The 12,998-nt window shown below is 52.8% G+C and carries 15 protein-coding genes; 2 read left to right on the top strand and 13 right to left on the bottom strand.

Features of this window, described 5'->3' with window-relative positions:
• From ACLJRS_RS18115 to fkpA, 9 genes are all read right to left on the bottom strand, one after another.
• A partial coding sequence (locus tag ACLJRS_RS18115) for a GTP-binding protein (protein WP_072194561.1) occupies positions 1-581 on the bottom strand: 581 nt, incomplete at its 3' end.
• Between the two features lie 71 nt (positions 582-652).
• Complete coding sequence (gene fusA, locus ACLJRS_RS18110; protein WP_000124693.1) at positions 653-2,767, bottom strand: elongation factor G; 2,115 nt, start codon at positions 2,765-2,767, stop codon at positions 653-655.
• A 96-nt stretch (positions 2,768-2,863) separates the two neighbouring features.
• A complete protein-coding gene (gene rpsG / locus ACLJRS_RS18105; RefSeq protein WP_001138042.1) occupies positions 2,864-3,334 on the bottom strand; it encodes a 30S ribosomal protein S7 in 471 nt (156 codons plus the stop codon).
• Between the two features lie 95 nt (positions 3,335-3,429).
• Positions 3,430-3,804 carry a 30S ribosomal protein S12 gene (rpsL, locus tag ACLJRS_RS18100; protein WP_000246815.1) on the bottom strand — a complete coding sequence of 125 codons (375 nt, stop codon included), beginning with the start codon at positions 3,802-3,804 and terminating at the stop codon, positions 3,430-3,432.
• Positions 3,805-3,929: 125 nt separating this feature from the next.
• Positions 3,930-4,217 carry a sulfurtransferase complex subunit TusB gene (tusB, locus tag ACLJRS_RS18095; RefSeq protein ID WP_000903400.1) on the bottom strand — a complete coding sequence of 96 codons (288 nt, stop codon included), beginning with the start codon at positions 4,215-4,217 and terminating at the stop codon, positions 3,930-3,932.
• A 7-nt stretch (positions 4,218-4,224) separates the two neighbouring features.
• Positions 4,225-4,581 carry a sulfurtransferase complex subunit TusC gene (gene tusC, locus ACLJRS_RS18090; protein WP_000820705.1) on the bottom strand — a complete coding sequence of 119 codons (357 nt, stop codon included), beginning with the start codon at positions 4,579-4,581 and terminating at the stop codon, positions 4,225-4,227.
• Positions 4,581-4,967 (bottom strand): sulfurtransferase complex subunit TusD, encoded by a 387-nt coding sequence (gene tusD, locus ACLJRS_RS18085; protein WP_001268006.1) that lies wholly within the window; start codon positions 4,965-4,967, stop codon positions 4,581-4,583. The genes tusC and tusD overlap by 1 nt, the downstream gene beginning before the upstream one ends.
• Positions 4,967-5,689, bottom strand: a complete 723-nt coding sequence (locus ACLJRS_RS18080) for a transcriptional regulator (protein ID WP_000091471.1) — start codon at positions 5,687-5,689, stop codon at positions 4,967-4,969. Before ACLJRS_RS18080 ends, tusD begins: the two co-directional genes overlap by 1 nt.
• A 276-nt stretch (positions 5,690-5,965) precedes the next feature.
• Entirely contained in the window at positions 5,966-6,784 is an 819-nt protein-coding gene (gene fkpA, locus ACLJRS_RS18075; RefSeq protein WP_000838225.1) for an FKBP-type peptidyl-prolyl cis-trans isomerase, read from the bottom strand.
• Positions 6,785-7,003: 219 nt separating this feature from the next.
• On the opposite strand from fkpA, the gene ACLJRS_RS18070 reads away from it, so the two are divergent.
• Positions 7,004-7,222: a protein SlyX gene (locus tag ACLJRS_RS18070; RefSeq protein ID WP_001152701.1), complete on the top strand. Its 219-nt coding sequence runs from the start codon at positions 7,004-7,006 to the stop codon at positions 7,220-7,222.
• A gap of 188 nt (positions 7,223-7,410) precedes the next feature.
• Here the strand turns inward: ACLJRS_RS18070 and slyD are convergent, their stop codons facing one another.
• The 4 genes from slyD to kefG form a co-directional block, all read right to left on the bottom strand.
• The gene (gene slyD, locus ACLJRS_RS18065) at positions 7,411-8,001 is read right to left on the bottom strand and encodes a peptidylprolyl isomerase (protein WP_000861341.1); all 591 of its coding nucleotides are present in this window, start codon (positions 7,999-8,001) and stop codon (positions 7,411-7,413) included.
• A gap of 94 nt (positions 8,002-8,095) precedes the next feature.
• The gene (locus tag ACLJRS_RS18060) at positions 8,096-8,296 is read right to left on the bottom strand and encodes a YheV family putative zinc ribbon protein (RefSeq protein WP_001007735.1); all 201 of its coding nucleotides are present in this window, start codon (positions 8,294-8,296) and stop codon (positions 8,096-8,098) included.
• 10 nt (positions 8,297-8,306) lie between these two features.
• On the bottom strand, positions 8,307-10,112 hold the full coding sequence (gene kefB / locus ACLJRS_RS18055) for a glutathione-regulated potassium-efflux system protein KefB (protein WP_000398139.1): 1,806 nt from the start codon (positions 10,110-10,112) through the stop codon (positions 8,307-8,309).
• Positions 10,112-10,663, bottom strand: coding sequence for a glutathione-regulated potassium-efflux system ancillary protein KefG (gene kefG, locus ACLJRS_RS18050; RefSeq protein WP_000081820.1), 552 nt, complete (start codon positions 10,661-10,663; stop codon positions 10,112-10,114). Before kefG ends, kefB begins: the two co-directional genes overlap by 1 nt.
• Before the next feature lie 265 nt (positions 10,664-10,928).
• Between kefG and ACLJRS_RS18045 the strand changes: the two genes are divergently transcribed.
• Positions 10,929-12,836: an ABC transporter ATP-binding protein gene (locus ACLJRS_RS18045; protein WP_410957874.1), complete on the top strand. Its 1,908-nt coding sequence runs from the start codon at positions 10,929-10,931 to the stop codon at positions 12,834-12,836.
• The last annotated feature ends 162 nt before the right edge of the window (positions 12,837-12,998 follow it).

Genomic DNA, 12,998 nt, shown 5'->3' with positions numbered 1-12,998 from the left:
CCAGCCAGTTCGATGATTTTCGCTTCCCACTCTGCGTCGCCTTCCAGCGCTTTCAGAGCAGAACCACGAACGATCGGAGTGTCGTCGCCCGGGAAGTCGTACTGAGACAGCAGTTCGCGAACTTCCATCTCAACCAGTTCCAGCAGCTCTTCGTCATCAACCATGTCGCATTTGTTCAGGAACACGATGATGTACGGAACGCCTACCTGACGACCCAGCAGGATGTGCTCACGGGTCTGCGGCATCGGGCCGTCAGTCGCAGCAACAACCAGGATCGCGCCGTCCATCTGAGCAGCACCGGTGATCATGTTTTTAACATAGTCGGCGTGCCCCGGGCAGTCTACGTGTGCGTAGTGGCGGGTCGGGGTATCGTATTCAACGTGAGAAGTGTTGATGGTGATACCACGCGCTTTTTCTTCCGGCGCGTTATCGATCTGGTCGAATGCACGAGCAGCACCGCCGTAGGTTTTAGCCAGTACGGTGGTGATTGCAGCGGTCAGGGTAGTTTTACCGTGGTCAACGTGGCCGATGGTGCCGACGTTAACGTGCGGTTTTGTACGTTCAAATTTTTCTTTAGACACGGCTATATTCCTTACTATAGCGCTCTCCCCTTCAGGAGAGAGCACGGGATTTTGGTTTTTAACCCTGCGGCTTATTTACCACGGGCTTCGATTACGGCCTGAGCAACGTTGTTCGGCGCATCATCATACTTCAGGAATTCCATAGTGTACGATGCGCGACCTTTGGTCAGAGAACGCAGCTGAGTTGCATATCCGAACATTTCAGACAGCGGTACTTCAGCGTGGATCTTAACGCCTGTAACTTCAGATTCCTGACCTTTGAGCATACCACGACGGCGGCTAAGGTCGCCGATAACGTCACCGGTATTCTCTTCAGGTGTTTCTACTTCAACCTTCATGATCGGCTCAAGCAGAACTGGTTTTGCTTTCTTAAAGCCTTCTTTAAAGGCGATAGACGCAGCCAGTTTAAACGCCAGCTCAGAGGAGTCAACGTCATGGTAAGAACCGAAGTGCAGACGCACACCGAGATCAACTACCGGATAACCCGCCAGCGGGCCAGATTTCAGCTGCTCCTGGATGCCTTTATCAACGGCCGGGATGTATTCGCCAGGAATTACACCACCTTTGATGTCGTTGATGAACTCGTAACCTTTCGGGTTAGAGCCCGGCTCCAGCGGGTACATGTCGATAACAACATGACCATACTGACCGCGACCACCAGACTGTTTCGCGTGTTTACCTTCGATGTCGGTAACTTTCGCGCGAATCGCTTCGCGGTAAGCAACCTGAGGTTTACCCACGTTAGCTTCAACGTTGAATTCACGCTTCATACGGTCAACGATGATATCCAGGTGAAGTTCACCCATACCAGCGATGATGGTCTGGTTAGATTCTTCATCAGTCCATACGCGGAATGACGGGTCTTCTTTCGCCAGACGGCCCAGAGCCAGACCCATTTTTTCCTGGTCAGCTTTGGTTTTCGGTTCTACCGCGATGGAGATTACCGGCTCAGGGAATTCCATACGTTCCAGAATGATCGGGTTTTCCGGATCACACAGGGTGTCACCGGTAGTCACGTCTTTCAGGCCGATAGCAGCCGCGATGTCGCCCGCGCGAACTTCTTTGATCTCTTCACGTTTGTTGGCGTGCATCTGAACGATACGACCGAAACGCTCACGTGCGGTTTTCACGGAGTTCAGTACGGTATCACCAGAGTTAACCACACCGGAGTACACACGGAAGAAGGTCAGGTTACCCACAAACGGGTCGGTAGCGATTTTGAACGCCAGCGCAGAGAACGGCTCGTCGTCGCTTGCGTGACGCTCAGCCGGAGTATCTTTACCGTCGTCCAGAATGCCGTTGATCGCAGGTACGTCTACCGGGGATGGCAGGTAATCAATTACCGCATCCAGCATCGCCTGAACACCTTTGTTCTTGAATGCAGAACCACAGGTTACCAGGATGATTTCGTTGTTCAGAACGCGCTGACGCAGAGCTTGTTTGATCTCTTCTTCAGTCAGTTCTTCACCACCTAGGTATTTTTCCATCAGCTCTTCAGAAGCTTCTGCGGCGGACTCGATCAGGTTCTGGTGCCATTCGTTAGCCAGGTCCTGCATGTCAGCCGGGATATCTTCGTATTCGAAGGTAACGCCCTGGTCGGCATCGTTCCAGTTGATGGCTTTCATTTTCACCAGGTCAACAACGCCGGTGAAACCTTCTTCAGCACCAATTGCCAGCTGCAGCGGAACCGGGTTCGCGCCCAGACGGGTTTTGATCTGACCAACAACTTTCAGGAAGTTCGCGCCCATGCGGTCCATTTTGTTAACGAACGCAATGCGCGGAACTTTGTATTTGTTTGCCTGACGCCATACGGTTTCAGACTGCGGCTGAACACCACCAACTGCGCAGTAAACCATTACCGCACCATCGAGAACACGCATGGAACGTTCTACTTCGATAGTGAAGTCAACGTGCCCCGGGGTGTCGATGATGTTGATGCGATGCGGTTCATACTGCTTAGCCATACCAGACCAGAATGCAGTAGTCGCTGCGGAGGTGATAGTAATACCACGCTCCTGCTCCTGCTCCATCCAGTCCATGGTAGCTGCGCCGTCATGAACTTCACCGATTTTGTGGTTTACACCGGTGTAGAACAGAATACGTTCGGTAGTAGTGGTTTTACCGGCGTCGATGTGCGCACTGATACCGATATTACGGTAGCGTGCGATGGGTGTTGTACGAGCCATTTGATTCCTCGTTGATATCTTTAGGCGTTCAGTTAAGTTATCCAAAACGGGCGACTTACCTGAAGCGCCCGCCTGGTGACTATGACTCCGAAGGGATTACCAACGGTAGTGTGCGAACGCCTTGTTGGCTTCTGCCATACGGTGAACGTCTTCACGTTTCTTAACTGCAGTACCTTTGTTGTCTGCAGCGTCAGAAAGTTCGTTCGCCAGGCGCAGAGCCATGGATTTATCACCGCGTTTACGAGCAGCTTCTACGATCCAACGCATTGCCAGAGCATTACGACGGACCGGACGGACTTCAACTGGTACCTGATAAGTAGAACCACCTACACGGCGGGATTTAACTTCTACAGTCGGGCGAACGTTTTCGAGAGCGACTTCGAAAGCTTCCAGTTCAGATTTACCAGAACGCTGAGCCAGGGTCTCCAGCGCGCTGTATACGATTGATTCTGCAGTAGATTTTTTACCATCTACCATCAGGATATTGACAAATTTAGCCAGCAGTTCTGATCCGAACTTCGGATCCGGCAGAATTTTACGCTGACCAATGACGCGACGACGTGGCATGGAAATACTCCGTTGTTAATTCAGGATTGTCCAAAACTCTACGAGTTTAGTTTGACATTAATTTAAAACGTTTGGCCTTACTTAACGGAGAACCATTAAGCCTTAGGACGCTTCACGCCGTACTTAGAACGAGCTTGCTTACGGTCTTTAACGCCGGAGCAGTCAAGCGCGCCACGAACGGTGTGGTAACGAACACCCGGGAGGTCTTTAACACGACCGCCACGGATCAGGATCACGGAGTGCTCCTGCAGGTTGTGACCTTCACCACCGATGTAGGAAGTCACTTCAAAACCGTTAGTCAGACGAACACGGCAAACTTTACGCAGTGCGGAGTTCGGTTTTTTAGGAGTGGTAGTATATACACGAGTACATACGCCACGTTTTTGCGGGCATGCTTCCAGCGCAGGCACGTTGCTTTTCGCAACTTTGCGAGCACGTGGTTTGCGTACCAGCTGGTTAACTGTTGCCATTAAATAGCTCCTGGTTTTAGCTTTTGCTTCGTAAACACGTAATAAAACGCCCTCACACAATATGAGGACGCCGAATTTTAGGGCGGTGTCGAAAAGGTGTCAAGAAATATACAACGATCCCGCCATCACCAGGCCATCTGGTTGGCATACTTAACCGTGAGTCTGACAAACTCAGTATAGTCAACCCTGACGACACTGTCTGAAATTTGACCACCCAGGCCGCGGGCGTCAATGTCTTCTTTCAAGGCATAGACCGTTATGGGGGCATCGCGCAGACTTTCAAGGAAGCGGTTACCTTCAATCGCGACGGTAACGCCATCCTGGAGCAACAAAAGCGCATCGCCCTCTTTTAGCAGGCGCAGCAAAGCGGGAAAATCAACGCTCGAAGCGCAATGAGGTAAGGTATGCAGCATAAACGCCTCAGAATCTCAGGATGACATCATAGTTGCCAAGCTCGCGGCGTAACGCCACGGGTTCCAGCGGCGTGGCGTCTACCACAAAATTAACGTTCTCCAGACCACGCTCGCGCAGCGATGCCGCGCAGATCCAGCATTGATCAATATCGTACAAATCAAAGAGCTTGAAAGTAGCAATATAGTCACGCGCCAGCACAGCGTCTGGTTTTTGTCCTGGTAATAACTGAAAGACGCCGTCGCTGATAAAAAAGACGCCCAGCGCTTCCGTTAGCGCTGACGTCGCCAGCAGCGCATCCAGCCCTTCACGACCTGAGGCGCTACCGTGCGGCGCGGTGGAAAAGACAAATGCAATACGTTTCATTAAAACTGCACCACCCGATCGCAGGTGAGAGATGCCTCCGCCAGCGCGCCCAGTCCGCTTAGCGTAAAGCCCGGCTGAAGATTGGCGGACGGCAACCCCAGTCTGCCGGCTTCAGTTTCATCAATAATACCGCGACGAAGCGCCGCCGCGACACAGATGTTCAGCGCTACGCCATGCTGCGTATTCAATTTCTGCCAGGCGCGTACCAGATCATATTCATCGCTCGCCGGCGAGGTCAGGAGATTGGCGTTATAGACACCTTCCCGATAGAAAAAGACGCTGGCTAACTCATGCCCCTCATTGAGCAGCGCGTGGGCGAACTGCAATGCGCTGCTGGCCTGCTGGGTGCCATATGCCGCCCCGGTGACCATAATGGCATAACGCATTATTTATCCTGCCCCTGAAAGTCGCCGCTTTTGAACTGGCGAATATAGAGGTAAACCGTGTGTTTTGAGATATTCAGACGATCGGCTACCTGGTTAATGGCGTCTTTAATATCGAAAATGCCTTTTTCGTACAAGTTAAGGACGATCTGACGATTTTTCGCATTGTTAGAGACATTACGATCGGCATTCACTTCTTCGATCGTGAACTCCAGCGTCTGGGTGACTAAATCTTCGACTGAGGAGGCAAAATTAACCGCTGAGCCGACTTCCGGCGTTTCCGGCGGAATAAAGGTATTCATAATCTGTGAAAATGGCACATCAAGATTCATGTTGATGCACAGTAGACCAATGACGCGCTGCTCGCGGTTGCGAATGGCAATCGTCAACGACTTCATCAAGACACCGCTTTTCGCGCGCGTAAAATAGCATTTCGACACGCTACTGTCCGCCCCTGTCATGTCGTGCAACATACGCAACGCCAGGTCGGTAATCGGCGAGCCAATTTTACGGCCCGTATGTTCGCCATTGGCAATACGAATGGCTGAACATTTTAGATCCTGCAAAGAGTGCAATACGATTTCACAATGGGAACCTATAAGCATCGCTAACCCGTCCACTACCGCTTCGTAGGATTTCAGAATATCGAAGTCGGTTTGCTCGAAGGGACGCTGATCCAGCAAATCAAGTTCACTGGTTTCGTTGGTTAAAAGCGACCTGGACATGAAAAAAAACACTCCTTTTCAGGAGCCTGTCGTTATGTTTTCAGGGCAGGCTCATTATTTACGCGGATGATTAAATTAATACAGTGAGGGTTCATCTTTCCAGTACTAATTTGCTCGTCTATTTCAGACTACGTGTGCGTTGGCGGTCATTCAGCCTACGGTCTCGCCCTTAACGACCAGCGCAAGCGCCGTTATCCGCAAATCAAATTATGGTGAGTAATATATCCGGCCTGAATAAAAAAAACCGCCGCTATTACAAGCGGCGGCTCTCAGTTTTTATTTTTTAGCAGCATCTGCGGCTTTAGCGTCAGCCGCATCGGCAGGTTTAGCATCCGCTTTCGGCGCTGGTTTGATATCCAGCAGCTCTACGTCGAATACCAGGGTGGAGTTCGCCGGGATACCCGGAACGCCCGTTTTACCGTAGGCCAGCGCCGGTGGGATAACCAGCTTGATCTTGCCGCCTTTCTTAATATTTTTCAGGCCTTCAGTCCAGCCAGGGATAACGCCGTCCAGACGGAAGGAGAGCGGTTCGCCGCGCGTGTAAGAGTTATCAAACTCTTTACCGTCGATCAGCGTACCTTTGTAGTTCACCACAACGGTATCGCTATCTTTCGGCGCCTCGCCTGTGCCTTCTTTCTCTACTTTGTAAAGCAGACCGGTAGAGGAGGTTTTCACGCCTTTCTCTTTAGCAAAAGCGTCGCGGAACGTTTTACCTTTTGCTTCGTTATCGGCAGCGTCTTTTTCCATCTTCGCCTGAGCAGCGCTCTTCACGCGTGCTTCAAACGTCTGCAGCGTTTGCTCAATTTCCTGATCGGACAGTTTGCTCTTATCGGCAAAGGCATCCTGAACGCCGGCAATCAACTGATCTTTATCCAGTTTGATGCCTAACTTTTCCTGCTCTTTAAGCGAATTTTCCATGTAACGACCCAGCGAGGCGCCCAGCGCATAAGCCGCTTTTTGATCGTCGTTTTTAAATGCTGCTTTGCTATCAGCGGTAGCTGCCGGTTTCGCCGCATCAGCAGCAAAAGTGATCGGTGCGTGCATAGCAACGGCCATCGTAGTTGCCAGCAGCGTGGCTTTAAACAGTGATTTCATCCATATCTCCAGGGCCGGGGCATCTCGCCCCATGTTAACTTACGTAAGAAGCGTACTATAAATCGTTGCAGAACAAATCAACATACGAACACGCCCTATTATCACTTCTTTTCAGACTCTTTTTGTTTAAATTAGTTTCGTAGCGCGCGTAATGGTTGCTGTGAAAGCCGGTAAAGTTAAGTAGAATCCGCCGACGGAGACAACATAAAGAGGTACATCATGCAGGATATCACGATGGAAGCTCGTCTGGCTGAACTGGAAAGCCGTCTGGCGTTCCAGGAGATTACCATAGAAGAACTAAACCTGACGGTAACCGCACATGAAATGGAGATGGCGAAGCTGCGCGATCATCTGCGTTTGCTCACGGAAAAGTTAAAAGCCAGTCAGCCGTCAAATATCGCCTCTCAGGCAGAAGAAACGCCGCCGCCGCATTATTGAGACGAAAAAAAAGCGGGGTTAACCCGCTTTTTTTGTGCCCGATGATTTATCGAACCAATGATAATACCCTAAGGATTTCGAGTCACAGCAAGGCGGCAAGCTTGAAAATTCCCCGGGAGCATAGATAACTATGTGACCGGGGTTTGAAAGCGTAGCCAACACCGCGGTAGCTTGAAAGACGACGGGGATTAATGGCAGCCGCAGCCGCCTTTACCACCACCGCCGCAGCAGCCTTCGCCGCCGTGCTCGTGACCATGGTCATGACCATGACCGCCACAGCAGCCGTCTTCACCGTGATCGTGGTGGTGATCGTGCGCGCCATGAACATGACCGTGAGCCAGTTCTTCTTCAGTCGCTTCACGAATCGCAACAACTTCTACGTTAAATTTCAGATTCTGGCCCGCCAGCATGTGGTTACCATCAACCACAACGTGATCGTCTTCCACTTCGGTAATCTCTACCGGTACCGGGCCCTGGTCGGTTTCCGCCAGGAAACGCATCCCTACCTGCAGTTCATCAACGCCCATAAAGACGTCTTTAGGCACACGCTGCACCAGATTTTCGTCATACTGGCCGTAAGCGTCGTTCGCGCCAACAGCGACATCAAATTTGTCGCCAACTTCATGGCCTTCCAGCGCGGTTTCCAGACCAGAGATCAGGGAGCCGTGACCGTGCAGGTAATCCAGCGGCGCACTCACCGGAGACTCATCAACCAACACACCGTCTTCTGTACGTACCTGATAGGCCAGGCTGACCACCAGGTCTTTTGCTACTTTCATGATATCTCCTGAGCATGGGAAGAATAGTGGCGCAGATTGTAGCGGAATTCTGCAGCCGTGTACCCCTTAGCTTAAAAAAACCTGCGGCATATCGCTAGTCCGGATGAAAAATCCCGATCACTTGCTCTTCTTTGCGAACATGCTCGCGAACGTCTTTATCCGCTTCCCGCATTTGATGCCCGCACTTAACGCATTCAACAATATCGACATTATTTTCACGCCACATCGCCATTGTGTCCTGCGCCTGACAGGCCGGACATTTCGCGCCTGCAATAAAACGTTTACGGATTGCCATTGTTTTACCCCTACTCAAATTCATCCCAGCCATCCAACTGGCGCCGTTCCTGTTGCATTTCGCGCTGAAAAATCTCCTCCAGCTCGCGTCGGGCCTCTCTGGCGCGCGAAATCTGTACCATGTCGCTATGCTCCGGGATCAGCTCCCGCAACATTCGCATATCCAGCCGGCGAAAATGCAACTGCGCGCGTTGTGCCTGATGCGGATGCATACCTAACGACACCAGAGTTTTACGTCCCAGTTCCAGCGCGCTGGAAAACGTTTCACGGGAAAACTGCGTGACGCCAGCCTGTAATAACTCATGGGCCTCCACACGTCCACGCGCTCGCGCAAGAATATGCAGATGAGGAAAATGCTGCTGACACAGCGCCACCAGCTTCATCGTGTCTTCCGGTTCATTACACGTGATGACTATCGACTCCGCCGCTTCCGCGCCCGCAGAACGCAGCAGCTCGACTTGTGTAGCGTCGCCGTAATACACTTTATAACCATATTTGCGCATCAGATTAACGGCGCCGATATCGCGTTCCAGCACGGTGATACGCATCTTATTCGCCATCAATAAGCGAGCGATCACCTGACCAAAACGGCCAAAGCCGACGACAATCACCTGGGGCTTATCATCCTCAACCCACGGCTTTTCATCATTCTCTTCCGGGCCATTAAGGCGGCGCGATAACCACTTATCAATCCCTTTCATCAGTAGCGGCGTGGTCATCATTGATAATGTGACAGTCACCAATAATAACGCCATCTGATCGCCCTGAAACAGGCGCTGAGAAGAGGCGGTAGAAAAGAGCACAAAAGCGAACTCGCCCCCCTGACTCAGCACGCTGGCAAACTGCATCCGTTCAGAACTTCTTATTCCATATACCCGCGCCAGCAGATACAGCGTCAGCATTTTTATGACGACCAGAATAACAACGCTCGCCGCCACCCACAGTAAATGGGTATAAAGTACGCCGAGATTTAGCGACATACCGACGGAGATAAAGAACAGCCCAAGCAGTAAACCTTTAAAGGGATCGATAGCATTTTCCAGCTCATGCCGGTATTCGCTCTCTGCCAGTAAAACGCCGGCAATGAAGGTTCCCAGGGCCATCGACAGTCCCAGCGCATCCATAAATAAGGCGGCGCTCAACACCAGCAACAGCGTCGCGGCAGTGAAGACCTCCCGCACGCCAGACGCAGCAATAAAACGAAATACCGGGCGCAGCAGGTAACGACCGCCAATCAGCATTACCGCGAAAGCCAGTACCTTCATTGCCACTTTAAACCAGTCGAAATGCTCGTCGGCCGATCCCGCCAATAAAGGCACCAACGCCAGCGCGGGGATCACCGCTAAATCCTGAAACAGTAAGACGGAAAACCCTAACTGCCCGGACTCGCTACGATTCATGCCTTTCTCGCGCATCAGTTGTAGCGCCATCGCCGTCGAAGACATCGCCAGGCCAATCCCGCCGACGACCGCCGCCTGCCATAAGAAATCAGCAAGCATCAATAATCCCGCCAGCACCGCCGCGCTTAACAGCACCTGAGCAGCGCCGACGCCGAAGATAGAGCGCCGCAGTTGCCAAAGCCGGGACGGATTGAGTTCGAGACCAATGATAAACATCAGAAACACGACGCCCAGTTCGGAAAAGTGCAGGATCTCGTCAACATCGCTGATAAATCCCAGCCCCCACGGACCGATGGCGATTCCCGCCAGCAAATACCCTAGCACCGCGCCGATGCCCAGCCTGGCGGCTAACGGCACCGCCGCCACCGCCGCGAAGAGGAACAACACTCCCGCGGTCAATAAATCAGCACCTTCCATCAATAGCCTCCCGCGCTCACAGGATTCGCCAGCCACTCGCCATAGGCTTTCGCATGACTGGCCAGCGTCTGCGGCGACTGGCGGCGCGCCCAGTACACAATAATGGGCGGCATCCAGTGCATCCGGCACATGGCCGCGGTCAGTTCAAAGGGGCGGAGTACATCGCTCATTGGATAGCGGTTTAGCGCGTCATACCGGTAAGCGCTTTCCGGCTCGCCGGTCGTAATCACGCTACGCCAGTACTTTCCCACCAGTTGGTTTCCCCCTGGTCCGCTGGCGAACCCCCGACTCAAAACGCGATCAAGCCATTCTTTCAGTAAAGCCGGACAGCTATAGGTGTAAAGGGGATGCTGAAAAACAATGACGTCGTGCTCACGTAACAGGGCTTGTTCATAGGGCGTGTCGATAAAAAAATCAGGATAACGCGCATAAAGATCGTGCACGGTTACGTTATTGTGCTGTATGGCCGGTTTAAGCAGTACCCGGTTAGCAACCGAGTCCTGAGATTCCGGATGGGCATACAACAGCAAGACTTTCGCTGGCTGAGACATCAATCCCCCTCCCGGTTGTTTTGGGTCGATACATGCCATTCTTCAGGCCGCTTCTACGTTGACAGCGTTTGTTCAACTCAGGAACGTACTCTATGTCCGCCGCTGGGGATTAATGAGAGATATTCTTGTCCCTCACCAAAGGCGGCCTGAATGATTTTGTGTATCGTTGTTGTTTTGAGCTACCATTGCGCTCCAGCGCGGCGGTACGCCCGAATATTACATTATCATAATGATAAATTAACATAGTCTGAACATACGGCGCCTTATGATTGTTTTCTCCTCGTTACAAATTCGTCGCGGCGTGCGCGTCCTACTGGACAATGCCTCGACTACCATTAATCCAGGCCAGAAAGTCGGCCTGGTGGGTAAAAACGGCTGCGGTAAATCTACCCTGCTGGCATTGCTAAAAAATGAAATCAGCGCCGATGCCGGGAGTTTTACCCTGCCCGGAACCTGGCAATTAGCGTGGGTGAATCAGGAAACACCTGCGTTGCCTCAGCCAGCGATTGAGTATGTCATTGACGGCGACCGTGAATACCGGCAGCTGGAGGCACAGCTTAACGACGCCAACGAACGTAACGACGGACATGCTATCGCCTCCATACATGGCAAGCTGGACGCCATCGACGCATGGACCGTTCGCTCGCGCGCCGCCAGCCTGCTACACGGTCTCGGCTTCTCTAACGATCAGCTGGAACGTCCGGTCAGCGACTTTTCCGGCGGCTGGCGGATGCGCCTTAACCTGGCTCAGGCGCTGATTTGCCGCTCCGATTTACTGCTGCTCGACGAACCGACCAACCACCTCGATCTGGATGCCGTTATCTGGCTGGAAAAATGGCTGAAGAGCTATCCGGGCACCCTGATTCTGATCTCCCACGATCGCGACTTTCTTGACCCGATAGTGGATAAAATTATCCATATCGAACAACAGACTCTGTTCGAGTACACCGGCAACTACAGCGCCTTTGAAGTTCAGCGCGCCACGCGCCTGGCGCAACAGCAGGCGATGTATGAGAGTCAGCAGGAGCGTGTGGCGCATCTGCAAAGCTACATCGACCGTTTCCGCGCTAAAGCGACCAAGGCCAAGCAGGCGCAAAGCCGTATCAAGATGCTGGAGCGTATGGAGCTGATTGCGCCGGCTCATGTCGACAACCCGTTCCATTTCAGCTTCCGCGCGCCGGAAAGCCTGCCGAACCCGCTGCTGAAGATGGAAAAAGTCAGCGCAGGTTATGGCGATCGCATCATTCTGGAATCCATCAAGCTGAACCTGGTGCCCGGCTCGCGTATCGGCCTGCTGGGTCGCAACGGCGCGGGGAAATCGACGCTGATCAAGCTGCTGGCGGGCGAACTGGAACCGTTGCACGGTGAAATCGGCCTCGCCAAAGGCATTAAGCTCGGCTACTTCGCCCAGCACCAACTGGAGTTCCTGCGCGCCGATGAATCCCCGCTGCAACATATGGCGCGTCTGGCGCCGCAGGAACTGGAGCAGAAGCTGCGCGACTATCTCGGCGGCTTCGGTTTCCAGGGCGACAAAGTAACGGAAGAGACGCAACGTTTCTCCGGCGGCGAGAAAGCGCGCCTGGTACTGGCGCTGATCGTCTGGCAGCGTCCAAATCTGCTGTTGCTCGATGAACCGACCAACCACCTGGATCTCGACATGCGTCAGGCGCTCACCGAAGCGCTGATTGATTTCGAAGGCGCATTGGTCGTCGTGTCGCACGACCGCCACCTGATTCGCTCCACCACTGACGACCTCTATCTGGTTCACGACAAAAAGGTCGAACCGTTCGACGGAGACCTGGAAGATTATCAGCAATGGCTGAGCGACGTGCAGAAACAGGAAAACCAGGCCGACAACGCGCCGAAGGAAAACAACGCCAACAGCGCTCAGTCACGCAAAGATCAGAAGCGTCGCGAAGCCGGGCTACGCACTCTGACGCAACCGCTGCGTAAAGAGATTACCCGTCTGGAAAAAGAGATGGAAAAGCTCAACGCCCAACTGGCGCAGGCGGAAGAGAAGCTTGGCGACAGCAGCCTGTATGACCCAAGCCGTAAAGCGGAGATGACCGAGTGTCTGCAACTGCAGGCCAGCGCCAAATCCGGGCTGGAAGAATGTGAAATGGCATGGCTTGAGGCGCAGGAGCAGCTTGAGCAGATGATGCAGAACGACTAAGAGCCTATCCCATTAGGCTATTTTATTCGCCATTTTAGGGCCGGGCAGTGCTCGAAATCCTCACGTACTATGTGTACGCTCCGGTTTCTGCGCGCTGTCCGGCCCCAAACTGGCTTCAACAATTACGCCTACTGGGATAGGCTCTAACGCACGGGGCGGACG

The sequence above is a fragment of the Salmonella sp. SAL00670 genome (genome assembly GCF_046552235.1).
GTDB lineage: Bacteria > Pseudomonadota > Gammaproteobacteria > Enterobacterales > Enterobacteriaceae > Salmonella > Salmonella enterica.
Note: the sequence above shows the minus strand (reverse complement) of the source record. Positions and strands in the feature narration are given on the sequence as shown.